A 21,493-nucleotide genomic window follows, 5' to 3' on the forward strand; every position below is an offset into this window, starting at 1 on the left:
CGGCAGCTCCTACAGGTGTACACCATTCCCTGTAGGAGCTGCCGCAGGCTGCGATCTTTTGATTTTGCTTACGCCCAGCGCTTGAAAATCAACGAAGTATTCACCCCGCCAAACGCAAAATTATTGTTCATCACATACTGGTTGCTCATCTGCCGAAACTCGCCACGCAGGTAGTCCAGCTTGCCGCAGTGCGGGTCGACCTCATCAAGGTTCAGTGTGTGTGCATACAGATCGCGGTTCATCATTTCGATGCTGAACCAGGACTCCAGCGCACCACAGGCGCCAAGGGTGTGGCCGAGGAAGCTCTTTTGCGAGCTGATCGGCATGTGTTCGCCGAACAGGCTGCTGGTGGCGAGGGTTTCGGCGATGTCGCCCTGTTCGGTGGCCGTGCCGTGACCGTTGACGTAGCCGATGTCGGCAGGGCTCAAGCCCGCGTCTTCCAGGGCCAGCTCCATGGCCCGGCGCATGGTGACTTGCTCCGGGCGGGTGGTGTGTTGGCCGTCGGCATTGCTGCCGAAGCCGACGAGTTCGGCATGGATACGGGCACCCCGCGCCAGGGCGTGTTCCAGTTCTTCGAGCACCAGCATGCCGCCGCCTTCACCGATCACCAGGCCGTCGCGCCCTTTGTCGTAGGGGCGTGGGGTGGTGTGCGGGGCGCTGTTTTTCAGGCTGGTGGCGTAGAGCGCGTCGAAGACCATGGCTTCGGTCGGGCACAGTTCTTCGGCGCCGCCGGCGAGCATCAGCGGCAGGCGGCCGAACTTGATGGCTTCGTAGGCATAGCCGATGCCCTGGCTGCCGCTGGTGCAAGCGCTGGAGGTGGGGATCAGGCGGCCGGTGAGGCCGAAGAAAATGCTGATGTTGGCCGCCGTGGTGTGCGGCATCATGCGCACGTAGGAATTGGCGTTCAGGCCTTCGGCCACCGAGTTGAGCAGCATGTTGCCGAATGCCTTGATCTCGTCGGTGCTGCCGGTCGAGGAACCGCAGGCGACGCCCATGCGCCCGTCCTTGATCGATTCGTCACCGAGCAGTCCGGCGTCGGCCAACGCCTGTTCCGCCGCGCCGACGGCCAGCCGTGAAACGCGGCCCATGCTGCGCAGTTGTTTGCGCGTCCAGTGGCTCGGCACCTTGAAGTCATCGATGGGCCCGGCCAGGCGCGTATTGAGTTCGGTGAAGCGGTCCCATTCATCCATTCGACGAATGCCGCTGCGGTTGGCCGCGAAGTGGCCAGCGATGGTTTCCCAGTCGCTGCCCAGGGAGGTGATGCCGGCCATGCCGGTGACGACGACGCGCTTCATCAGCACAGGCCTCCGTTGACGGCCAGAACCTGCCGGGTGATGTACGAGGCTTCCGCCGACATCAGGAAATTCACTGCGCCGGCCACCTCTTCAGCGGTGCCCATGCGCCCTGCGGGGATCATTTTCATCAGTTCATCCACCGGCACGTTTTCATCGAGCATGGCTGTGTCGATCAGGCCGGGTGCGACACAGTTGACGGTGATCTTGCGCTTGCCCAGCTCGATCGCCAATGCTTTCGCCGCGCCGATCAAGCCAGCCTTGGAGGCGCTGTAGTTGACCTGGCCGCGATTGCCGATCAAGCCCGACACCGACGTGATGCAGACAATCCGCCCGGCGGCGCGACGACGAATCATCGGCATCATCACCGGGTGCAGCACGTTGTAGAAACCGTCGAGGTTGGTACGCATCACCACATCCCAATCATCCTCGCTCAGCGCCGGAAAAGCACCATCACGCGTCAGCCCGGCGTTGAGCACCACGCCGTAATAGGCGCCATGGGTTTCGACGTCGGCTTCAAGCTTGGCCTTGCAACCGGCGCGGTCGGACACGTCGAATTGCAGGATGCGCGCAGTGCGACCCAGGGCCTCGATCTCGCCTTGCACGGCTTGGGCGTCCGCCAGGCCACTGCGGCAATGCAGCACGATGTCATGCCCGGCCCGTGCCAGGCGCAGGGCGATGGCGCGGCCGATGCCACGGCTGGAACCGGTGACCAGTACGGATTCAGTCATGACTGGACTCCTTCGGATTCATGAAGATATTGAGCCGCCTGAGGCGGGCGATACACGTTCAGCCGGGCGCTGGCATGAATGCCGGGTGCGTTGATGTGGCACTCGAACACGCCCATGCCGTTGTCGTCTTCCAGCGAACGAATCCCATGCAGGGTCAGCTCGGTGCCGGCGGGGAAACGGTCGACGTTGCATTCGAACTTGCGCGAACCGAGCAAAAAGCCCAGCTCCACGGCATCGCCGCGCTGGCGCGCATGGCAACCGGCGAAGGCCGCGACGCTCTGGGCCATCAGCTCGATACCGACCCAGGCGGGCAGGCTGCCGTCGGGCAGGTTGAACAGGCCGTCGGGCTTGACCCTGAGGCGGGTATGAATCTGTTCTTCATCGAATGCCAGGATCTGCTCGATGAGGATCATGTCGCCAGCATGGGGCAGCAGTTCGGCGAGCGGCCAGTCAATCATGGGGCGTCTCCGATAATCAGGCTGACGTTGTTGCCACCGAAGGCGAAGGAATTGCTCATCAGGTAGCGAGGTCCAGTGGACGCCAGGCGATCGGCGGGAGTCACCCATTTCAGGGCCGGCAGTTCCGGGTCGGGCTGGCCGTCCCAGACATGCGGCGCCAGACGGTGCTCGCGGTTGTCGCTGCTCAGGCTCAACCAGCAGAACGCGGCTTCCAGCGCGCCGGCCGCGCCAAGGGTATGACCGGTCATGGGTTTGCTCGAAGAACAGGGCACGCCGGCCGGGAACAACGCCGCCACCGCGTGGCTTTCCATGGCGTCGTTGTGTTGGGTGGCGGTGCCATGCAGGTTCAGGTAGGCGATCTGCTCAGGCTCCAGTCCGGCCCGGCTCAACGCCTTGCGCATCGCCTGCTGGGCGCCACGGCCGGTGGGTTCCGGGGCGGAAATGTGGTGCGCATCGGAACTGGCGCCACTGCCCAGCAGGGCAATCGGCTGGGTGTCGCCAGGCTGTTTGCTCATCAGGAACAGCACGGCTGCTTCGCCGATATTGATGCCGTTGCGGTTCACCGAAAACGGATTGCAGCGTTGCCCGGACACCGCTTCGAGTGCCGAGAAGCCGTTGAGGGTCAGCTTGCACAGGGTGTCGACACCTCCGCACAGCACCACGTCGCAGATGCCCAGGTCGAGCAGGCGCTGGGCACTCATCAACGCGCGTGCGCTGGAGGTGCAGGCAGTGGAGATCACATAGGCCGGGCCGCTCAATTGCAGCCAGTCGGCGAGAAAATTCGCCGGCGCGCCGAGTTCCTGTTGCTGGTAGTCGTAGTCGGCGGGGAATTGCTGTTCGCGCACGTAACGCGCCAGGCCCTGGCTGGCTTCGTCGATGCCCGAAGTGCTGGTGCCCAGCACGATACCGATGCGCTCGCGGCCGTAAGTCTGGATGGCCTGGTCGATGTCGTGGCGAATCTGCAGCGCGGCCTCCATCAGCAGTTGATTGTTGCGGCTGCGTTGGCAGGCCAACTCTGCGGGAATCGGTACGAGTTCGCCAGTGACAGCGCCCACCGGCAATGACTTCTGCGCCACCCAGCCGACCTCGGTGCGCATGCCGGAGCAATCGCCGGCAAACAGGTTGCGGGCGACTTCGTGCTTGTCGCGGCCCAGGGCGCAGACGACCCCGAGGGCATTGAGGTAGGCCGTCATGGCGTGTCACCGCTCAGGGACGTGATTTGATATTTCGGGCCTTTGGGCAGGTTCAATTCGAAGCTCAATGGTTGTGAATAACGGACATCCCAGCGCTCTGGCAGCGAGCGTTGTGCGCCATGTTGCCACGCGTCCGGGTAGTTGCCAGACAGCTCATCCCTGGGGGTCAGCGCAAACAGCAGTGCGGCGAACAGCTCCCGGGCTTCCGGGTTCGGCGGCAACAGGCCATCGGCGTGCCAATGGCCGTCGATCAGTTTCTGACGGGCCTGGGGAATGCCCAGCAGGTCCATCATCGACCAGCGTATCGCCGGGCCTTCACGCTGGATGACCAATACCCAGTCCTGGCGCTGTTCGGCCTGCAGGCGCTGGATGTGCAATTGCAGCGGCAACGCCATGCTCGGGGTCTGCTCGGGCAGCGGCGCCTGGCTGGCGCAGGCACTCAGCAGCAGGAGGCAACCGAGCAGCAGGCATCGAATCATCAGACGCACCCTTCAACGGGCTGGCGCACTACGTTGCTCATGTCGCATCCCTTGCACAGAGTTCTGACAACATCCGCAGCCGGCGTTTCGGTTCAGCGACGAATGGATTGCGCTCGTCCCAGGCATAACCGGCGAGGATCGAGCTGATCATGCGGCGGATTTCCGGATTGCCATCCGGGTAGTAGATCACGTCCTGGAAAGTCCCGGCGTACCAGCCCTCGACGTAGCAGCGGAACGTATCGACCCCGCGCTTGAGCGGTTCGGCGAATTCACGCTGCCAGTCCACGGACTCGCCTTGCAGCTGGCGGTGCAGGACGCTTGCGGCCATGCTCGCCGAGCGCATGGCGATGGTCACGCCGGAGGAAAACACCGGGTCGAGAAATTCCGCGGCATTGCCCAGCAAGGCGAAACCGCGACCGTGCAGGGTTTTGACGTTGGCCGAGTAGCCGCCGATGGTGCGTGCCGGCGTATCCCACACGGCGTTGTCCAGTACCCCGGCCAGGCTGGGAGTCTCGGCAATGAAACCGCGCAGACAATCGTCGAGGTTGTCGCTGCGGCCCTCGAAATGTTCCGCCGCGGCCACCACACCGACCGAGCAGCGGCCATTGCTGAACGGAATGGTCCAGAACCAGACGTCACGCTGGGTGGGATGGGTGGTGATGAGGATCTTGGTGCGGTCGAAGTTCGGGTGGTCGATATGGTCTTCGACATGGGTGAACACCGCTTGGCGCACCGGGAAATTCGACGGTGCTTCAAGGTCGAGCAGGCGCGGCAGGACACGGCCGTAACCGCTGGCGTCGAGCATGAAGTCAGCCTCGATGCGGTACTCGCTGCCGTCTTCGCGCCGTACGCCGAGCAACGGCTTGGGCTGTTCGATATCGACGCTGACGATGGTTTCGCCATAGCGGATTTCCACGCCCTGCAGCGCTGCCTGGTCAGCCAGCAGTTTGTCGAAATCGGCGCGCTGGACTTGGAAAGTCGTGGGTTTGCCCTGGGTGAAGGTGTCGCCGAAATCGAAGGTGCTGTAGCGCTCGCCCCAGGCAAACGCCGCGCCGGTTTTCAACTGGAAACCCGCCGCATTGACGGCGTCGAGCATGCCCGCTTCCTCGACGAAATCCAGGCAGTGGGACAACAGGCTTTCGCCGATGGAAAACCGCGGGAAATGCTGGCGCTCGATCACCAGTACGTCATGCCCCTTGCGCTTGAGCAGCGCGGCGGCGATGGCCCCTGAGGGACCCGCGCCGATGACCACGATCTGACGACGTTGCGTTTCAACGGTTGGCATGGGGGCTCCTTGCCTGGGCGGCAGCTATCAATGGGATCCGGTGCATGCCGGCCAATGCCGGCAGCAGGGTCGCGACCAGGCCCATCAGCATCAGCGCAAAGTACAGCGCCGGGCTGATGAGCTGTTGTTGCAGCAGCAGGTTGAGAAAGACGATTTCGCTCAAGCCGCGAATGTTCAGCAATACGCTTTCGCGCCAGCGACTGGCGCCCTGGAACGAGGCGCCGGCCCAGCCAAGGCCGAGCCAGTTGCCCAGCAGCTTGCTGGCGATCGGCAACAGCAGCAGGGCCGCCAGCTGCACCCAGCCGAGGCTGTCCATGGCGCTGTGCACGTTGATCTGCACGATACCGAAGGTGAGTATCAGCGGAATGGCGATGTACGTCTGCAAGCGGTTCATCCAGATCGCCGGCAATGGCAGCACCAGCGGCGCCTTGAGCGCCGCCATGACCAGTACATAGCCGATGCCGAAAATCAGCGCGTTGAGCTTGTAGTGTTCGGCGACCACCAGCAAGGCGAAAAAGCCCAGGCTGTAGAGCCAGGTTTGCCGCAGGCCCAACAACCGCAGCAGCACGGGCAGGCAGGCGCCGGCCAGGGGCAGCAACAGGCTGCTCAGGTGCAGGCTGCCTTGGGCGATGGCGAACAGGGTCCAGCAGGCCAGGTCGATGATGATCGCGGTCTGCACCAGTCGCCGGGTGGCGCTGTGCGGGTAATTAATATGCCGCAGGTACAGGTATAGCACCGGGATCGCGGTGATGGCGAACAGCAGCCCGACCGCCAGCGAACTGATCCAGTGTTGCGGCGGCAACAGCCAGATGGCCGTGGCCAGGCCGCACGCGAACGGAATGCAGAAACTCGGCAGGGCGATTTTCAAGCTCTGGCGGTCCAGTTGCAGATCGATCACATCGCTGAGGATATAGCCCAGCAGCAGGGCGAAACTCAGGCTGTAGAGGTTCTTCAGCCAGCCCGGTGATACTAGTGCTGCGCCGCTCAGTTGCCATTGTGGTTCGATCCAGAAGTACATCAGCAGGGGCAAGCCGAGGGTCGCCAGCAGCAACTGGCTGACGATGGGGATCAGGCCGAAATGGCGCCCGACCCGGGTCGCTACGGCGAACAGTACCAGGGCCATCGCCCAGAACAGCCCGATCATCATTGAGTTGGCTCCGTGAGGCTGGCGGCGTGCACCTGGCGACCGGCCCAGGGCGCGAGCAGGAAGCTGAAAATCAGCCCCAGGCTCACCGACAGGCCGAAGTTGCTCACCGCTGGCGTGCTCGATACCGCCAGCAGGCCGAACGACAGCCAGGTGGTCAGCGCGGCCAGCAAGGTGCCCAGCAGGCTCACGGCGGCGCCGCCAACCTGTTCGCGCATGAGGATGGCGTAGTCGACGCTGATCGCCGTCACCAGCAGCAGGCCGAACAGGCTGAACAGGGTCAACGGCTGCCCCAGCCAGCCGAGGCTGGCCAGGCTGCACAAGGCCGCCAGCAAGGGCAGGGAGACGATGCGCAGTGCGCCGCCAAGACCGAACGGCAGGATCAGCACCAGCACGATCAGCACGCAGGAGGCGAGTTTCAGTTCGGCGGCGCTGATCTGGGTGGCGGCGAACACGCTGTTCAACTCGCCCAGTCGGTCCACCAGTTTCACGCCTGGCAAATCCTCGGCCTGTACCCGCAACAGGGCAGGATTGTTCAGGCCCTGCAAGCTGACCATCGCTGCCACGCCGTCAGCGGTCGGCCCCAGCCACAATAGGCGATACGGCTCGGCCAAGGGACCGGCCAGCGCGCTGTCGATGTCTTCGACGGGCAGCGCCTGCAATTGGCTCAACTCCGCCTGCAGCGCCTGAGCCGGGACGCCGACATCGAGCAACGGCTGCCAGAACGCCGGCAATTTGCTCAATGCCTCGCGAACCTTGCGTTGTTCGCTGGGCGGGCTGACCAGTTGATTGAGTGACAGGTACCCCTGGAGTTTCTCCAGGCCAACCAACTGATCCAGGCGTTCACTCAGGGCGCCCTGGCGTTCGAGTAATTGCTGTTGGTCGGCCGCCTGCACCAGGAAGAACTGGCTGGTGGGTTGATAGCCGGTGATTCGCGCAATGGTCTGCGCTTCGTCGGTCAACTGCTGCGGCGCGCCGACCCACTGGCGGATGTCGTTTTTAGTCTGGAGCTGCACCAGGCCGCCGGCACAAAAAGCGATCAGCAATGCCAGCAATACCGGCGTGCTCAAATACCGCAGTAACGCTTCGCGGCAGCCCAGTAAATATTCGCAAAGCCGCAGTGGCCATTGCGCCGGGCGCAGCTCGGCACCCTTGAGCAGCGCCGGCAGCAGGCACACCGCGGATAAATAGGCACCCAGCAGGCCTGCCGCCGAAAACACGGCGATCTGGGTCAAGGCCGGAAAGGGCGTCCAGGCCAGGGCCAGGTAGCCGATGGCGCTGGTGACCAGGCTCAGGGTCAGGCCCGGCAAGGTCAGGCGCAGCGCCGGCCAGCTGTGCCAGGGTTTCAGGCTCCAGCTCTTGGACAAATAATGCAGGGGGTAATCGACGGCGACACCGATCAGGCTCGAACCCAGTACCAGCGTCATCACATGCATGTGGCCGAACAGTGCCACGCAGGCCACCGCGCCGAACAGCATGCCCACCAGCACCGGAACGAACGCCAGCAGGACACGCCAGCGGCGGAAGGCCAGCAACAGCAACAACAGGATCCCGACGGTGGCACCGCCCCCGACCCAGGTCATCTCCCGGGACGCCTGGCGCTGGCCGTTGGCTGCGTACAACAAGCCACTGGCGGCGAGCAGTTGCACGTCGGCCCGGGCGGCTTCATCGCGGCTGTGCTGGAGCAGGTCGGCCACTTGCAGCGGCAGGTTCATGTCGAAGGCGTTGCCGGTGGCCCGCGCCCGTAACAGCACCCAGTGCTTGCCATCGGCCTCGGCGATCAAGGCGCCACTGCCAATGTCCAGTTGCACGGCACCGTGCTGTGGCTGGCTGTTCTGGATGCGCCCGGTCAGGCCCAGCCAGTCATCCTGGCTCGGCACCAGGCTGAAGCCGGTGAAGGGGTCGAATAGCGCCTGCACCCGTTGCTGGATAAAGGCGTCGGGGTGGTCGATCAATTGCTCGCGATCGTCGGCCGCGAGCATGGCCAGTCGGCCTTGCAGCAGTTGCGTGCGCAACGCCGGCAAGTCGGCTTGCAGGTTCCATTGGACCTTTTCGAACAGGCCGCTGGCTTGCCACTGATCCCCCAGCGTTTGCGCCATGGCGATGGCTTGCTGCCTATCGCTATGGCCAACCAGCACCAGCATTTCTCGGTTCAGCGGCTCCTGCATGCGTTGTTCGGCGCGCAGTTCCAGCGCATCCGGCGCGGTGCCGGGCACCAGTTCCATCAGGTTGGCCGACAGTGGGGCGCCGTTGCGCCATTGCCAGCCGGCGAGCGCCAGCACTGCCACCAGCAGGATCAGGAACAGCCACGGCAGCCTGCGTTCACTCGGCAAAGTCATGCTGCTCCGTGTCGCTCAAGGGTTGCGCGCTGGTGCTGTCCTGCATGCGCAACAGGGTGCTGTCGCCCTGGGTTTCCAGCAACTCGATGCTGTGCACCAGTTCGCCGCCGGTGATGTTGATCTGGTTGAACACCTGCTTGAGCAGCATCGAGCGCGGCGTCAATGTCAGTGTCCAGTTCTGCGCGTCGCCCGCGAGAGACAGCTCGAAGTCCCGTTGCAGCCCGCTGCTGTCGCCTTGCAGGACGGCCAGGAACAAGCGGTTCTGCTCGGCGCCGGCACTCTTGCCCGGCAGCATCTGCCAGCCGCTGGCGTCACGCCGGGCAATGCCTGCGGCGTTGATGCGGTAGTCCTGTTGCAACGGCGTTTTCAGCAGCCACAACAGGCCATGATTTTTCGCCAGGACGAAAGTGCCCTTGCTGGTCAGTGGCTGGGGCAGGGCGCGCAGGTGTTTTTCCTGGATGAAGTTGCCGTGGATCACCTCGGGCCTGGCCAGTTGCTCGCTGAGTTGCTGCAGGTCGAAGGCGTTGGCCAGCCCTGGAATGCCCAGCAATACGCAAAACACTGTAGGAGCGAGCTTGCTCGCGAAAAACCTGAGAGCACCGCGGAGTGTCAGGTGCCCAGCGTCACCGTTAACGACCATCGCGGGCAAGCCCGCTCCTACAGGGGACACAATCATGGCAGAGCCCTCGCTACGGCATCGGTGAACACCTTGGGCGAAGCCAATTGCATTTCGCGATTGCTCATGTCGACCGCAACCTGCACGGACACGGCGCGAGTCAGGCGCTCGCCGGTTTCCAGGTCACTGATCAGGTAGTTGATCTTTAACCGGTTCTCCCATTCCACCAGATTGGCGCGCACGTTGAGCTTCTGCCCGAACTCCGCACCGCGTACGTAGCGCAATTGCAGGTCGATCACCGGCCACGCATAACCCGACTCGGACATCGCCGTGTAGTTGTGGCCGATCTTGTCGAGCAATGCGCAGCGGGCGATTTCCAGGTATTTGACGTAATGACCGTGCCAGACGACGTTCATCCGGTCGACGTCGAAGAACGGCACGACGATTTGTGTATCGGTGTGAAGCACTCCCTTGCTACGCATGCAGCCTCCAGTGTTGTGCGGCGATTCGTTGCAGACACAGGCGCAATTCGCCTTCCAGCGCGCGGTCTTCGATGACCGGCGGGAAATCCTTGGCCAATGCTTCGTGCATGGCTGCCAAGGCCGGTGGCAGCGGCCGTGCATCCTCGGCCTGGGCGCGCAGCCACACGCCCTGGTTGGCGGCCAGCAAGGTCGCGGCGGCGACCTGCTCGGTCAGCTCCAGCACGCGGATCGCATCACGGGCCGCGATGGTGCCCATGCTCACCTTGTCCTGGTTATGGCACTCGGTGGAGCGCGAGAAAACGCTGGCGGGCATGGTGTTTTTCAGTGCTTCGGCGGTCCAGGCGCTGGTGCCGATCTGCACGGCCTTGAAGCCGTGGTTGAGCATGGCGCGGTCGGCCGTGGCGCCGGACAGGTTGCTTGGCAAACCGTGGTTGTAGCGCTCATCCACCAACAGGGCGAGTTGTCGATCGAGCAGGTCGGCGACGTTGGCCACGAGGTTTTTCAGGCTGTCCATGGCGAACGCGATGTGCCCGCCGTAGAAGTGCCCGCCATGCAGCACGCGCTCGGCCTCGGCATCGATGATCGGGTTGTCGTTGGCGCTGTTGAGCTCGATTTCAATGAACGAGCGCAGCCAGTTCAGGCTGTCGGCCAGCACGCCGAGGACATGGGGCGCGCAACGCAGCGAATAGCGATCCTGCAGGCGATGCAGCGGCGCGGTCGGTGCGTCGATGGCCAGGTCCTTGCGCAGCCACGCGGCGACTTGCATCTGCCCTGGGTGCGGCTTGGCGGCGAACAGGCGCTCGTCGAAATGCTCCGGGTTGCCTTGCAGCGCCACCACATTCAGCGCGGTGATGCGCGTGGCCAGTTGCAGCAGGTAATCGGCGCGGGCGTAGGCCAGGCAGGCGAGCCCGGTCATCACCGCGGTGCCATTCATCAGCGCCAGGGCTTCCTTGGGCCGCAGCACCAGCGGCTGCCAGCCAAGTTCGCGGTGCACATCGGCGGCTTGCCGGCGCTCGCTGCGATACATCACTTCACGCTCGCCGGACAGTGTGGCGGCGACGTACGACAGCGGCGTCAGATCGCCGCTGGCGCCCACCGAACCTTCTTCCGGGATCAGCGGCAAAATGTCGTGTTCAAGGAACGCCTGCAGGCGTTCCAGCAGTTCCACGCGCACCCCGGACACACCCTGGCAAAGCGACTGCAAACGGGCCGCCAGCACCGCGCGGGTGGCCTGCGCGTCCAGCAGCTTGCCCAGGCCGCAGCCGTGGAAGGTGTACAGATGACGCGGCAAGGCCTCGACGTGATGCAGCGGCACCGCGACCACGCAGGAATCACCGTAGCCGGTGGTAACGCCGTAGATCACGCCTTCCTTGTCCAGCAGGGAATCGAGGAACTGCGCGCCTTTGGCGATGCGCTGGCGGAACGGCGGGTCGCCCTGCAATTGCGCCGGCGCCTGGCGGTTGGCCAGGGCCAGCACATCGTCGATGCGCAAAGGGCGTTCGCCGAAGATTACAGGCTCAAGCGTTGGCGTCGTCATCGGTCTTCCAGAAAGGGTAAAAGTTGAACCATTGCTGAGGCGCTTCGAGGCAATAGTGACTCAGGCGCTCGGCATAGCGGGAGGCCCACTGATGAATGACCTGTTCACGGTCGCTGCGTTTCCAGGCGATCGCGTCAGCGAAGGGCTCGAGGGTCAGTCGATAGTCGCCATCGGGCTTCTTCAGGCACAGCAGCAGGTTGACCGGGCATTTCAGCAGCCCGGCCAGCAGCCACGGCCCTTGCGGGAATTTTGCCGGGTGACCCAGGAAGTCCACCGTCACACTACGCCCGCCGTGCAGCGGCACGCGGTCGCCGGCAATCGCCAGCCATTCGCCGCGTTCCAGGCGTTCGTGCAGTTGCAGCATGATCACCGGGTCCAGCTCACTGACCTGGATCAGCCGCAGATTGGTCGCACCGGCTTCGCCCAGCAAGCGATTGAAGCGTTCGGCATGCTTGGTGTGCACCAGCACGTTCATGGTGACACGTTCGCCGATCTCCGCCAGGGCGCGGCAGACTTCGAGATTGCCCAGGTGAGCGCCCACGAGCATTTGCCCGCGGGTGCCGCGCAGCTGGTTGCGCAGCAGCGCCGGGTCGATGATTTCGATCTGCTCGATGCTCAGCTTGCCGTTCCACACGTCGAGCTTGTCGAGCAGGGAGTCGGCGAAAGCCATGAACTGGCCGAACACTCGCCAATGGCTCGGGCGCAGTTCGTCGCGACCGCTCCAGTCGGCGAGCCGTTGCTGGTACTGCCAGGCACTGTGGCGGGCACTGCGGCCGAACAGGAAAAAGTACAGGACGATGCCGTACAGCAACGGGCTCAGCAGTCGACGACCCAGCAGTTTGGCGGCGACGGCGGTGAATTTCATCAGCCAGAAGCTGCCGCGTTCCTCGCGATCGGCCCAGTGCTCCTTGTTGACGCTCATGGGCGCCACCGTCGCCAGAGAATCACCGGCGAGCGCAATAACATGCCGAAGAACAACCGGGTGTGCATGCTCGAAATCAGCACGTTGTCGTGGAACATGCGGAAATGTGAAACACCGTCCATCGGGTAATGCACCCTGGTTTGCAGCCATAACATCGGCAGTCCGCGCCAGGCCAGGCGGACCAGGATGTCCGAGTCGAAGTCCATGCGCTTGCCGATCTTCGCCGATTCGATCAGCGCCAGCACCGGCGGCAAGGGATAGACGCGATAGCCGCACATGGAATCGCGAATCTGCAACGACAGGGTGTTGATCCAGACCATCACGTGGGTCAGGTAGCGGGCGTACAAACGACCCTTCGGCACGCTGTCATCGTAGAGCGGATAGCCACAGACTACGGCTTCGGGATGGGCGCGGGAGCGTTCGATAAAACGTTGCACATCCTGCAGGTCGTGCTGGCCGTCGGCATCCACCTGCAAGGCGTGGCTGAAACCCAGGCGCGAGGCTTCGCGAAAACCGGTCATCACCGCACCGCCCTTGCCCTGGTTGGCGGCGAGGCGGACCAGATGCACGTTGTCGCGCTGCGCCAATTGATCGAGCACCCTGGCGCAGGCCGGGCTGCTGGCGTCGTCCACCAGAATGCACGGCAGGTGGCTGGCGAGCAGCGCATCGACCACGGTGGTGATCGCGGTTTCGTGGTTGTAGACCGGCACCACGGCGCAGGGATTATGCATGCGCCGCCACCAGCAGGATCCGCCCGCTGGAGCAGGTGGCGGTTTCGTTGCGATAGGCGAAATACAGTTTGCCGCGGCTCGGGTCGAAGCGCAGGTGCAACTGGACTTCATCGCCGGGACGGATCAGTTGCTGGAACTTGAGCACTTCCATGCCGGCGAATGTCTCTGGCAGGTTCATCAGCTGTTGGCCCAGATGCATTGCCCACTCCACCTGCACCACACCGGGCAGCACCGGCGCGGTAGGGAAGTGCCCGCTGAAATAGGCAAGGTCCGGGGGTACAGCCAGTTGCAGGCTCCACTCACCGTTGGCTTCGACCTGTTCGAGCACCACAGGTGCCTTGGGGCGCGGCGCCAGCAGCAGGGCTTCGACGTCGGCCTGGGGCAGTTTGCCCTGGGCGTTGAGCGGCAGTTGTTGCAGCAGGCGCCAGCGCCTTGGCAAGGCCAGGGTTTCGCAATGCAGGCTCAGGTGTTGCCGCAATTGTTCCGTGAGTGTGCGTCGTCCTTGATTGCGCAGTACATGCAGGCCCGCGTCAGTCAGGACCACCAGCGCGCCCAACGAGGCGCGGTTTTCCTGAACGACACCCAGGCGCGCTTCGGCCACCCAGTCGTGGGCCATCAGCGCCTGCTCCAGCATCGGCAGCGAGATGCGTTTCTCTTCCAGCTTGACGATCCGATCCAGGCGTCCGAGCAGTTCGAAGCGGCCGTCAGCCGCAATTCGCGCGGCATCGGCCGTGTGCTCGATATGGCCGTCAGGCAAGTAGGGCGAGGTGATGAGCAAGGCCCCCTGGTCGTCCTGGCTCACCTGAACGTTGGCAAAGGGCTGCCACAGGGACTGACCCTGGCGCCAGGCGATGCCGCCCGTTTCCGAACTGCCGAAAATTTCCGTCGGCCATTGGTGAAGGCGTTGTTGCAGGCGCTGTGCGGCCTCGGCTGGCAGTGCGCCACCGGAGGAAAATACCCGACGCACCGCGCTCAGCGCTGCCCAGTCGAGGTTGTCGCCCATGCGCTTGAGCAGGGCCGGGCTGGCCACCCAGGCGAAGGCCGGGTACTCGCGACTGGCGCGCTGCAGGTCTTCCGGGAAGGCCAGTTGCCTGCGCACGAACGGGCGCCCCGCGCACAGTGGCCACAGTACCCGAAACAGCAGGCCATAGATGTGCTGGGTGGCGACGCTGCCAATGATGCAAGCCGAACCCAGGTCGGCGCCCCACAGCTGTTCCAGGGCCTCAACTTCATTGACCAGTTGGCCCAGGTTTTTTTCGATGCGCTTGGGTTCGCCGCTGGAGCCGGAGGTGCACAGGCTCAGCGAGCAGCCTTCAAGGTCGAGGGCGGCGGCGCCAAGGGGGGAATCCTGGTAATCGCCCAGGTGTGCATCGTCCGGCTGATCGGTGAGCCATACATCCACTTCACCGGACCAGCGCTGGCGGGTCTGCGGTTGCAGGTCGGCCGGCAGCAGCACGCCTACCCCGGCACGCCATGCGCCCAACAGGGCAATCGCCAGGTCGGCGGCGTCTTCAAGGTGCACGGCAATGCGCCGCACACCGCGGTTTTGCAGGCTGGCGGCCAGGCGCAGGGCCTGCTCGCGCAATTGTGTGTGATCGAGCTGCGGTTCGGCCGTCACGGCACGCTCCGGCTCGGCCTTGAGCAGCAGGTGCTCAAGTTTTATCCAGTTCATGGGCGGCCTCGTACCCGTTGTCGTATCAGCCATTCAATGGCAAACATCAGGCCTATCAATCCGTAGGAGATCAGGCCGGTGTACAGCATCCACCAGCTCAGCGGCGCCCACAGTGTCAGGGCTGCAGCGCAGATCCCGTTGCACAGGAAAAAGACGCACCAGGCGATGGTCACCTGGCGGGTATAGCGGATGGCCTTGACCGGCAAATGCGCTTCGCGCAGGCGGGCCAGGCGTTCAACCATCGGCGGGCCGTATTTCAGGCTCAGCCCGAACAGTCCCAGCATGAACCCGCTGATCAGTACCGGATACCAACGCAGCAGCGACGGACTGTCGAACAGCGCCAGCAACAGGCAGAACAGGATGGCCACGCATGCCATCCACAAGCTGCCTGGTCGTCGCTTGCCGGTCAGCGCGCGGGCCAGCCACAGGCTGCCCAGCAGCAGCCCGAACTGCCACGGCGCGAAATGCTCCATGCCGAAATACACCGCAAAAGGGTATAGCAGGCCCGCCAGCAGCAGGCTGAGGCCGATCAGTCGACTCATGCGGCCGGTTGAACCAGACGGTAGACCGCCTCGACCACGTCGCTGACGGTACGCACCGATTTGAATTCTTCGGCCGCGATCTTCTTGCCGGTCTGGCGCTTGATGTGATCGATCAGGTCGACCGCATCGATGCTGTCGATTTCCAGGTCCTGATACAGGTTGGATTCGAGGCTCACCCGTTCGGGGTCCAGTTCGAACAGCTCGACCAAGGCATCGCGCAGGGTTATGAAAATGTCGTCACGAGTTTGCATGGTCCGGTCTCAAGCTGCCTGTTTTGCGGTGACGAAGGCCGCAAGGCTCGCCACGTTACTGAAGTGATTGCGCGTGTCCTTGGCGTCGGCATCGATCTTGATGCCGTATTTTTTCTGGATGGCCAGGCCGAGTTCCAGGGCATCCACCGAGTCCAGGCCCAGGCCTTCGCCGAACAGCGTCTGCTCGTCGCCGATGTCGTCGGCGCTGATGTCTTCGAGGCCGAGGGCGTCGATGATCAGGGTTTTTATTTCCAGCACCAGGTTATGAGTCTGCAGATCGCTCATCTTTGGCGAGCTCCTTAGTAAAATAGGTATGCAAGTAATCGTTGAGCTTGCGCGAGGCCTGAGGGGCAGGGCCTAGCGCTGCGAAAGTCTGGGGATCCATATCGGCCCCGACGCGAATACTGAAGTGTACGCGGCGCTTGGGGATCCGATACCAGGGTTCGGCCTTGGTCAGTGTGGTCGGGCTGACCTTGATCACCACGGGGGTGAGGATTTTCGCACCCCGCAGGGCAATTGCCGCGCCCCCCCGATGAAAGGCGGGTGCCTGGCCCGGCTGGGTGCGGGTGCCTTCGGGAAAGATGATCAGGGGCTGGCCTTGTTTGAGCGCATCGGCGGCGGCATCGAGCATGTCCATGCTGCCGTCGTTGCTGATGTATTCGGTGCGACGCAGGGGGGTGCGAGTGAACGGGTTATCCCAAAGGCTTTGCTTGACCACGCAGTTGGCGTGGGGGACCAGCCCGATCAGGAACACCACATCGATCAGCGATGGATGATTGGCGATGATCATCTGGCCCGGTCGCCCGAGTTTGTCCGCACCCTGAATCTCGTAGGTCAGCACGCCAGTGCGGGCCATGAACCGGACGAACAACCAGAAGCAGCGGCTGACGGTTTGTCGCGCGCGCAACCGGTGGGTCCGGGCATCACCCGGCAGGCAGGCCAGCAGCGGGAAAACCACCAGGCGCAGGCACAGGCCACCCAGCCCGAACAGGGCAAAGCTCGCGGCCGTGGCCAGCAGCCGCCAATAATAGGCATCGCGGTTTTTTTCAGTCACAGGCTGCGTTGCCAGGTCCATACACGATTTTTCCAGGCATGTTGGCAGGTGGTTTGCGGGCCGAGCAGCGTGCACAACAGATTCAACGCGTGAGGCCAGCGAGCTTTGGACAACGCATCCGTGGCGCTGTTCAGGGTCAACTGCCAGTCATTGCCCGGGGTAATCAGCAGGCCGACGGCATAGGGGAAGGGCACATCGTCGATCCAGGTCGAATAGGCCTGCGGTGGCTGCTCTTCGGTGATCACCAGCAATACCGCAGGTGCGCCTTCAGCCAGCAGGGCCGCGGCCTCCAGCATGCCGTGCTCCAGGCCGTCGCCAGCGGCGGCCAGGGCAGTCATTTCGCTGGTTTCACCGCGCATGATCGACCACAGGCCGATGATCGCGTTATGCACTGACAGGCTGAACTGGGTCGGCGACAGCGGCTGGTCGACGGCCAGGTCGCTGAGAATATCGAAGGTCCGTGGGGTTTCGCCGTGACGGGAAACAAAGACCAATGGCAGGTCCTGACGACCTTCGGCCAATGGCCAGCCGACACTGAAGGCCATCCGCGCCAGACGGCTGAGCCGCCGACGCTGCATGGCCGGCAGGAACGAGACATCGGGTGCGGCATCGCTGCCCGGCAACATCGAGGGTTGCCGGCACCAGGCCTGCCAGTCATCCACGCTTTCAAGCCCTGGGGCCCAAGCGCGCCACTGGGCGATGTTGAAATTGATCACAGACATTCAATCCCGCCCTTGCAGGCTTCCTGACGCGGTGAGTGACGCATTGGCACGGCACACCCTACGTGGCGCTTGGCGCCGAGTGGTGCGCATTATCCCGGTGCGGCGAACCTGTAGCAAATGCTGGTTACATTTTGCCCAGTGGGATTTACCGGTCAGTTCGCAAAAACTGAACGATTGGCAATCATTCACGTTTTCATGGGCCGTCTGTCGGCTTTGGACTCGGTTCAATAAGGCGCCAGCGGCTTTTTCAGCAGGAAAAGGCTGATGACCGTGTAGTCCCTGTGTTTGTGAGGTAGCGAAGCCATGCCGTGGACCACTACACTCGGTCATTCTTTGATACACGGAGGTTTTGCAATGCGGCGCGTGGTGTTCAATCAGAAAGGTGGCGTGGGCAAATCCAGTATTGCCTGCAATCTGGCGGCTGTCAGCGCCAGCGAGGGTTATCGCACCTTGTTGGTCGATCTCGATGCCCAGGCCAACTCCACTCAGTACCTGACCGGCCTCACCGGTGACGATATCCCGATGGGTATAGCCGATTTCTTCAAGCAGACCCTGTCCTCCGGGCCTTTCTCCAGGAAGAACCAGGTCGACATCTACGAAACCCCGTTCGAAAACCTCCATGTCGTGACCGCTACTGCCGAATTGGCGGACCTGCAGCCAAAGCTTGAGGCCAAGCACAAGATCAACAAGCTGCGAAAATTGCTTGAAGAGCTGGACGAGGATTACGACCGGATTTACCTCGATACCCCTCCTGCTTTGAATTTCTATGCTGTTTCAGCATTGATTGCCGCCGATCGTGTGCTAATTCCCTTCGATTGCGACAGTTTCTCGCGTCAGGCGCTATACGGTGTGCTGGCGGAAATCGAAGAGCTCAAGGAAGACCATAACGAAGGGCTGGAAGTCGAGGGCATCGTCGTCAACCAGTTCCAGGCCCGCGCCAGCCTGCCACAGCAAATTCTCGATGAGCTGATCGCCGAGGGCCTGCCGGTGCTGCCGGTGTACCTGGCCAGCTCGGTGCGTATGCGCGAATCCCACCAGGCGAATACGCCGCTGATCCATCTCGATCCGCGGCACAAGCTGACTCAGCAGTTTGTCGAGTTGCACAACCTGCTGGAAAACACCTGAAGATCAAAAGATCGCAGCCTGCGGCAGCTCCTACAGAGATCGTTTCAACACTGATTTCTATGTAGGAGCTGCCGCAAGCTGCGATCTTTTATGGCGGTCTCAGATCCCCTGGCTACGTAACCAGCTCATCAACTGCGGTAACGGGAAGGCCCCACTCTGGCGGGCAACTTCCCGGCCGTTCTTGAACAGAATCAGGCTCGGAATCGAGCGTATCCCCAATTGCGCCGACAGTTGCTGGTTCGCCTCGCTGTCCAGCTTGGCCAGGCGACACTTGCCCGCCAATTGCCCCGCCGCCTGCTCGAACACCGGCGCAAACGACTTGCACGGCCCGCACCAGTCAGCCCACACATCCACCAGCAGCGGCAGATCGCCCTTGATCTGACTGGCGTAATCGCCTTGCTTGAGTTCGAAAGGCTTATTCAGCAGGAGTTCGGCCTTGCAGCGTCCGCATTTCGGATGGTCGTTGAGGCGCTCCGCCGGAATACGGTTCAGGCCGTTGCAGTGGGGGCAGGGGATGAGGAGTGGGTCGGTCATGAGGAAGGTCCTGTTGAGAAGCCGATCATTGCTATTTGGAGACGTTTGCTCATATTTTCAATTGTGCGGTGTCGCTCGATAAAACTAGGCTGAGTCGTACTAAGCGAGACCACTGGTCTGCTTTGGGTTATCGCATATTGCGATATTTTCAGTTTGTGATTAACTCACCATAGCGAAATGCGATAAGGATGTTGCATGCGAGTGTTTTCCGAAAAACGAATCTGGGATGCCAAGGAAAAGTGGCCGCAGGCGGCCAGTGCACTGGACCAGTGGTATCGAACGGTAAAGCGCGTCACGCCAAATGATTTTGCAGCAATGAAGTCTTCATTTCCCGCAACCGACAAGGTTGGTGAGCTTCATGTTTTCGATATTGGTGGTAACAAATTACGGCTGATCGCCTACGTTCGATATCGGCATCAAAAAATCTACATCAAGCATGTGCTGGATCACCGCGAATATGACCGCGGTAAATGGAAGGAGGGTAGGGTATGAGCATTCTGATAAAAAACGCAGCGGAGCACTGGGAGTTTGTAGCGCCATTGCTACGCAAACCCAAAAACGAAGACGACTATGACACGCTGGTGCAGGCACTCGACGAGTTACTCGAGATGACCGGAGTTGACGAGTCGCATCCTCTGATGAGTCTGGTGGACATCATCGGTGACTGGATTGAGGAATGGGATCACAGGCATCACCCAATGCCCCAAGCCACAGGTGCTGAAGTGCTTGGATACATGATGCGCGAACATGGTTTGACTCAAAGCGACCTGCCAGGCGTCGGGCCTCAGTCGGTCGTTTCCGAGATCCTGAGCGGCAAGCGCCAGCTCAACCTGCGGCAGATCCGCTGGTTGGCCGAGCGCTTCAATGTGCCGGTGGACGTCTTTATCTGACGCGTCTCACGACGAACAACTGATCTCCAGATGCTTGCCCCACTCCGGCGGCCGTTCGGCGTAGCTTTCCATCCCCGGCTGTTCCTCGAACGGTTTGCTCAGCACGGCGTGCAGTCGGCGAACCTCCGAGTAGTCGCCACTTTCCGCCGCATCGATAGCCTTCTGCGCCAGGTAGTTGCGCAGGATGTACAGCGGATTCACGGCATGCATCCGCTTGCGACGCTCCTCCTGATCCACCTCGCCTTCTCGGGCCACGCGCGCGACATAGAGCTCGCCCCAGGCATCGAAACCCTTGAGGTCGACGAAATCATCGCGCAAACGGGAGATAGCCGCTTCGGGTGAGTCTTCACCCAGGCGCCGGAAGAACAGGCTGTAATCGACGCCGCTGTTCTGCATCAATTGCAGCAGATGCTCCAGCAGCTTCTGGTCGTCGTCCTCGGCGGTGGTCAGGCCCAGGCGGCGGCGCATCAGGTCCAGGTAATGGGCCTGGAACAGCGGCAGGTACAGGCCCAGGGTTTCGCGCAGGGCTTCGACACTGATGAACGGTGTCAGGGCCTGGGCCAGGGCGCTGAGGTTCCACTGGCCGATCGGCACCTGGTTGCTGAATGAATAGCGACCCTGATCATCGGAGTGGTTGCAGATGAAATTGGCGTCGAAGTCATCGAGGAAGGCGAACGGGCCGAAATCGAACGTGATACCGAGGATCGACATGTTGTCGGTGTTCATCACCCCGTGGCAGAAGCCATAAGCCTGCCACTTGGCGATCAGTTCGGCGTTGCGCTCGACGATTTCGCGGAACATCGCCAGGTACGGTTCCGGTTGTTCCAGGCACTCGGGAAAGTGCATGGCCAGAACATGCTCACCCAGCACTTTCTGCTGCCCGGGGCGTTTGGTGTAGTAGAAATATTCGAAATGCCCAAAGCGCACATGGCTCGGTGCCAGGCGCAGGACCATGGCCGCGCGCTCCTGTTTTTCCCGCCAGACCGGGGTGTCGGAGCCGATCACGCACAGCGCCCGGGTGGTCGGGATGTTCAGGGCATGCAAGGCTTCGGAGGCGAGGAACTCGCGGATCGAGGAACGCAGCACCGCACGGCCATCGCCCATGCGCGAAAAGGGCGTCTGGCCGGCGCCCTTGAGGTGCAGGTCCCAATGCTCGCCTGCCTCGTTGTACACCTCGCCCAGCAACAGGCCGCGACCATCGCCCAGTTGCGGGTTGTAGGAGCCGAACTGATGACCGGAATAGACCATCGCCCTGGGGATCGCGTCGGCCCAGAGTTTGTGGCCGCTGAACAGCTCGGCGAACTCTGGGGTCTCGGCCACTGCGGGGTCGAGGTCGAGTAGGGTCATGGCAGCCGGGCTCGCGACTACCAAGCGTGGGTTGTCGATAGGTTCGGGCAGCACGTGGGCGGAAAACGCATCGCCCAGGCGGTCGAAGCGGTTGTCGAAGGTCAGTTCGTCGAGGGCTTTCAAGGGCCGGCTCCAGCAGAATGTCCG

Annotated in this window: 24 protein-coding genes; 3 read left to right on the forward strand and 21 right to left on the reverse strand. The window is 62.6% G+C overall.

The window, feature by feature from the left end; translation table 11 throughout:
* Positions 1–68: 68 nt before the first annotated feature.
* From SOP85_RS08745 to SOP85_RS08835, 19 genes are read right to left on the reverse strand one after another with little or no spacing between them, the layout of a single operon-like run.
* Entirely contained in the window at positions 69–1,295 is a 1,227-nt protein-coding gene (locus tag SOP85_RS08745) for a beta-ketoacyl-ACP synthase (protein ID WP_046819927.1), read from the reverse strand.
* Entirely contained in the window at positions 1,295–2,023 is a 729-nt protein-coding gene (fabG, locus tag SOP85_RS08750; protein WP_323606468.1) for a 3-oxoacyl-ACP reductase FabG, read from the reverse strand. Before fabG ends, SOP85_RS08745 begins: the two co-directional genes overlap by 1 nt.
* Positions 2,020–2,481 carry a hotdog family protein gene (locus SOP85_RS08755; protein WP_274076072.1) on the reverse strand — a complete coding sequence of 154 codons (462 nt, stop codon included), beginning with the start codon at positions 2,479–2,481 and terminating at the stop codon, positions 2,020–2,022. The genes fabG and SOP85_RS08755 overlap by 4 nt, the downstream gene beginning before the upstream one ends.
* Positions 2,478–3,674, reverse strand: coding sequence for a beta-ketoacyl-[acyl-carrier-protein] synthase family protein (locus tag SOP85_RS08760; protein WP_323626706.1), 1,197 nt, complete (start codon positions 3,672–3,674; stop codon positions 2,478–2,480). Before SOP85_RS08760 ends, SOP85_RS08755 begins: the two co-directional genes overlap by 4 nt.
* Positions 3,671–4,153, reverse strand: a complete 483-nt coding sequence (locus SOP85_RS08765) for a hypothetical protein (RefSeq protein WP_323606466.1) — start codon at positions 4,151–4,153, stop codon at positions 3,671–3,673. The genes SOP85_RS08760 and SOP85_RS08765 overlap by 4 nt, the downstream gene beginning before the upstream one ends.
* 37 nt (positions 4,154–4,190) lie before the next feature.
* Positions 4,191–5,438 (reverse strand): NAD(P)/FAD-dependent oxidoreductase, encoded by a 1,248-nt coding sequence (locus SOP85_RS08770; protein WP_323626707.1) that lies wholly within the window; start codon positions 5,436–5,438, stop codon positions 4,191–4,193.
* Entirely contained in the window at positions 5,425–6,585 is a 1,161-nt protein-coding gene (locus SOP85_RS08775; protein WP_323626708.1) for a sodium:proton antiporter, read from the reverse strand. Before SOP85_RS08775 ends, SOP85_RS08770 begins: the two co-directional genes overlap by 14 nt.
* Positions 6,582–8,921 carry an MMPL family transporter gene (locus SOP85_RS08780; protein WP_323626709.1) on the reverse strand — a complete coding sequence of 780 codons (2,340 nt, stop codon included), beginning with the start codon at positions 8,919–8,921 and terminating at the stop codon, positions 6,582–6,584. Before SOP85_RS08780 ends, SOP85_RS08775 begins: the two co-directional genes overlap by 4 nt.
* Positions 8,905–9,597, reverse strand: coding sequence for an outer membrane lipoprotein carrier protein LolA (locus SOP85_RS08785; protein ID WP_323606462.1), 693 nt, complete (start codon positions 9,595–9,597; stop codon positions 8,905–8,907). The genes SOP85_RS08780 and SOP85_RS08785 overlap by 17 nt, the downstream gene beginning before the upstream one ends.
* Positions 9,594–10,019 carry an acyl-CoA thioesterase gene (locus SOP85_RS08790; RefSeq protein ID WP_274076065.1) on the reverse strand — a complete coding sequence of 142 codons (426 nt, stop codon included), beginning with the start codon at positions 10,017–10,019 and terminating at the stop codon, positions 9,594–9,596. The genes SOP85_RS08785 and SOP85_RS08790 overlap by 4 nt, the downstream gene beginning before the upstream one ends.
* The gene (locus SOP85_RS08795) at positions 10,012–11,556 is read right to left on the reverse strand and encodes an HAL/PAL/TAL family ammonia-lyase (RefSeq protein ID WP_274076064.1); all 1,545 of its coding nucleotides are present in this window, start codon (positions 11,554–11,556) and stop codon (positions 10,012–10,014) included. The genes SOP85_RS08790 and SOP85_RS08795 overlap by 8 nt, the downstream gene beginning before the upstream one ends.
* On the reverse strand, positions 11,537–12,478 hold the full coding sequence (locus tag SOP85_RS08800; RefSeq protein WP_274076063.1) for an LpxL/LpxP family acyltransferase: 942 nt from the start codon (positions 12,476–12,478) through the stop codon (positions 11,537–11,539). The genes SOP85_RS08795 and SOP85_RS08800 overlap by 20 nt, the downstream gene beginning before the upstream one ends.
* Positions 12,475–13,209: a glycosyltransferase family 2 protein gene (locus tag SOP85_RS08805; protein ID WP_323626710.1), complete on the reverse strand. Its 735-nt coding sequence runs from the start codon at positions 13,207–13,209 to the stop codon at positions 12,475–12,477. Before SOP85_RS08805 ends, SOP85_RS08800 begins: the two co-directional genes overlap by 4 nt.
* Complete coding sequence (locus SOP85_RS08810) at positions 13,202–14,881, reverse strand: AMP-binding protein (RefSeq protein WP_323626712.1); 1,680 nt, start codon at positions 14,879–14,881, stop codon at positions 13,202–13,204. Before SOP85_RS08810 ends, SOP85_RS08805 begins: the two co-directional genes overlap by 8 nt.
* The gene (locus tag SOP85_RS08815) at positions 14,878–15,423 is read right to left on the reverse strand and encodes a hypothetical protein (protein ID WP_274076060.1); all 546 of its coding nucleotides are present in this window, start codon (positions 15,421–15,423) and stop codon (positions 14,878–14,880) included. The genes SOP85_RS08810 and SOP85_RS08815 overlap by 4 nt, the downstream gene beginning before the upstream one ends.
* Entirely contained in the window at positions 15,420–15,674 is a 255-nt protein-coding gene (locus tag SOP85_RS08820; protein ID WP_046819912.1) for an acyl carrier protein, read from the reverse strand. The genes SOP85_RS08815 and SOP85_RS08820 overlap by 4 nt, the downstream gene beginning before the upstream one ends.
* Before the next feature lie 9 nt (positions 15,675–15,683).
* Positions 15,684–15,959: a phosphopantetheine-binding protein gene (locus SOP85_RS08825; protein ID WP_274076059.1), complete on the reverse strand. Its 276-nt coding sequence runs from the start codon at positions 15,957–15,959 to the stop codon at positions 15,684–15,686.
* Positions 15,937–16,749 (reverse strand): lysophospholipid acyltransferase family protein, encoded by an 813-nt coding sequence (locus tag SOP85_RS08830; protein ID WP_274076058.1) that lies wholly within the window; start codon positions 16,747–16,749, stop codon positions 15,937–15,939. The genes SOP85_RS08825 and SOP85_RS08830 overlap by 23 nt, the downstream gene beginning before the upstream one ends.
* A complete protein-coding gene (locus SOP85_RS08835; protein WP_274076057.1) occupies positions 16,725–17,450 on the reverse strand; it encodes a beta-ketoacyl synthase chain length factor in 726 nt (241 codons plus the stop codon). The genes SOP85_RS08830 and SOP85_RS08835 overlap by 25 nt, the downstream gene beginning before the upstream one ends.
* A 354-nt stretch (positions 17,451–17,804) precedes the next feature.
* Here SOP85_RS08835 and SOP85_RS08840 point away from each other — a divergent pair, with 354 nt between their 5' ends.
* Positions 17,805–18,575 carry a ParA family protein gene (locus SOP85_RS08840; RefSeq protein ID WP_274076056.1) on the forward strand — a complete coding sequence of 257 codons (771 nt, stop codon included), beginning with the start codon at positions 17,805–17,807 and terminating at the stop codon, positions 18,573–18,575.
* Between the two features lie 99 nt (positions 18,576–18,674).
* On the opposite strand, the gene trxC is transcribed toward SOP85_RS08840, so the two are convergent.
* A complete protein-coding gene (trxC, locus tag SOP85_RS08845) occupies positions 18,675–19,109 on the reverse strand; it encodes a thioredoxin TrxC (RefSeq protein WP_323626713.1) in 435 nt (144 codons plus the stop codon).
* Between the two features lie 195 nt (positions 19,110–19,304).
* Here trxC and SOP85_RS08850 point away from each other — a divergent pair, with 195 nt between their 5' ends.
* Together SOP85_RS08850 and SOP85_RS08855 are read left to right on the forward strand one after the other, a co-directional pair.
* Entirely contained in the window at positions 19,305–19,601 is a 297-nt protein-coding gene (locus SOP85_RS08850) for a type II toxin-antitoxin system HigB family toxin (RefSeq protein WP_274076054.1), read from the forward strand.
* Complete coding sequence (locus SOP85_RS08855; RefSeq protein WP_323626714.1) at positions 19,598–19,999, forward strand: helix-turn-helix domain-containing protein; 402 nt, start codon at positions 19,598–19,600, stop codon at positions 19,997–19,999. The genes SOP85_RS08850 and SOP85_RS08855 overlap by 4 nt, the downstream gene beginning before the upstream one ends.
* Positions 20,000–20,005: 6 nt before the next feature.
* On the opposite strand, the gene selO is transcribed toward SOP85_RS08855, so the two are convergent.
* Positions 20,006–21,469 (reverse strand): protein adenylyltransferase SelO, encoded by a 1,464-nt coding sequence (selO, locus tag SOP85_RS08860; RefSeq protein WP_323626715.1) that lies wholly within the window; start codon positions 21,467–21,469, stop codon positions 20,006–20,008.
* Positions 21,470–21,493 lie beyond the last annotated feature (24 nt).

The organism is Pseudomonas sp. YuFO20 (assembly GCF_035064975.1).
Lineage (GTDB): Bacteria > Pseudomonadota > Gammaproteobacteria > Pseudomonadales > Pseudomonadaceae > Aquipseudomonas > Aquipseudomonas putida_AE.

What these genes read in the sequence shown, in the direction of transcription:
- SOP85_RS08800 (WP_274076063.1), bottom strand. Translation starts at nt 12,478, where the DNA reads ATGAGCGTCAACAAGGAGCACTGGGCCGATCGCGAGGAACGCGGCAGC.
- SOP85_RS08810 (WP_323626712.1), bottom strand. Translation starts at nt 14,881, where the DNA reads ATGAACTGGATAAAACTTGAGCACCTGCTGCTCAAGGCCGAGCCGGAG.
- SOP85_RS08780 (WP_323626709.1), bottom strand. Translation starts at nt 8,921, where the DNA reads ATGACTTTGCCGAGTGAACGCAGGCTGCCGTGGCTGTTCCTGATCCTG.
- SOP85_RS08760 (WP_323626706.1), bottom strand. Translation starts at nt 3,674, where the DNA reads ATGACGGCCTACCTCAATGCCCTCGGGGTCGTCTGCGCCCTGGGCCGC.
- SOP85_RS08790 (WP_274076065.1), bottom strand. Translation starts at nt 10,019, where the DNA reads ATGCGTAGCAAGGGAGTGCTTCACACCGATACACAAATCGTCGTGCCG.
- SOP85_RS08805 (WP_323626710.1), bottom strand. Translation starts at nt 13,209, where the DNA reads ATGCATAATCCCTGCGCCGTGGTGCCGGTCTACAACCACGAAACCGCG.
- SOP85_RS08850 (WP_274076054.1), top strand. Translation starts at nt 19,305, where the DNA reads ATGCGAGTGTTTTCCGAAAAACGAATCTGGGATGCCAAGGAAAAGTGG.
- SOP85_RS08755 (WP_274076072.1), bottom strand. Translation starts at nt 2,481, where the DNA reads ATGATTGACTGGCCGCTCGCCGAACTGCTGCCCCATGCTGGCGACATG.
- SOP85_RS08770 (WP_323626707.1), bottom strand. Translation starts at nt 5,438, where the DNA reads ATGCCAACCGTTGAAACGCAACGTCGTCAGATCGTGGTCATCGGCGCG.
- SOP85_RS08765 (WP_323606466.1), bottom strand. Translation starts at nt 4,153, where the DNA reads ATGATTCGATGCCTGCTGCTCGGTTGCCTCCTGCTGCTGAGTGCCTGC.
- fabG (WP_323606468.1), bottom strand. Translation starts at nt 2,023, where the DNA reads ATGACTGAATCCGTACTGGTCACCGGTTCCAGCCGTGGCATCGGCCGC.
- SOP85_RS08835 (WP_274076057.1), bottom strand. Translation starts at nt 17,450, where the DNA reads ATGTCTGTGATCAATTTCAACATCGCCCAGTGGCGCGCTTGGGCCCCA.
- SOP85_RS08830 (WP_274076058.1), bottom strand. Translation starts at nt 16,749, where the DNA reads ATGGACCTGGCAACGCAGCCTGTGACTGAAAAAAACCGCGATGCCTAT.
- trxC (WP_323626713.1), bottom strand. Translation starts at nt 19,109, where the DNA reads ATGACCGACCCACTCCTCATCCCCTGCCCCCACTGCAACGGCCTGAAC.
- SOP85_RS08775 (WP_323626708.1), bottom strand. Translation starts at nt 6,585, where the DNA reads ATGATGATCGGGCTGTTCTGGGCGATGGCCCTGGTACTGTTCGCCGTA.
- SOP85_RS08795 (WP_274076064.1), bottom strand. Translation starts at nt 11,556, where the DNA reads ATGACGACGCCAACGCTTGAGCCTGTAATCTTCGGCGAACGCCCTTTG.
- SOP85_RS08785 (WP_323606462.1), bottom strand. Translation starts at nt 9,597, where the DNA reads ATGATTGTGTCCCCTGTAGGAGCGGGCTTGCCCGCGATGGTCGTTAAC.
- SOP85_RS08820 (WP_046819912.1), bottom strand. Translation starts at nt 15,674, where the DNA reads ATGCAAACTCGTGACGACATTTTCATAACCCTGCGCGATGCCTTGGTC.
- SOP85_RS08825 (WP_274076059.1), bottom strand. Translation starts at nt 15,959, where the DNA reads ATGAGCGATCTGCAGACTCATAACCTGGTGCTGGAAATAAAAACCCTG.
- SOP85_RS08855 (WP_323626714.1), top strand. Translation starts at nt 19,598, where the DNA reads ATGAGCATTCTGATAAAAAACGCAGCGGAGCACTGGGAGTTTGTAGCG.
- SOP85_RS08745 (WP_046819927.1), bottom strand. Translation starts at nt 1,295, where the DNA reads ATGAAGCGCGTCGTCGTCACCGGCATGGCCGGCATCACCTCCCTGGGC.
- SOP85_RS08815 (WP_274076060.1), bottom strand. Translation starts at nt 15,423, where the DNA reads ATGAGTCGACTGATCGGCCTCAGCCTGCTGCTGGCGGGCCTGCTATAC.
- SOP85_RS08840 (WP_274076056.1), top strand. Translation starts at nt 17,805, where the DNA reads ATGCGGCGCGTGGTGTTCAATCAGAAAGGTGGCGTGGGCAAATCCAGT.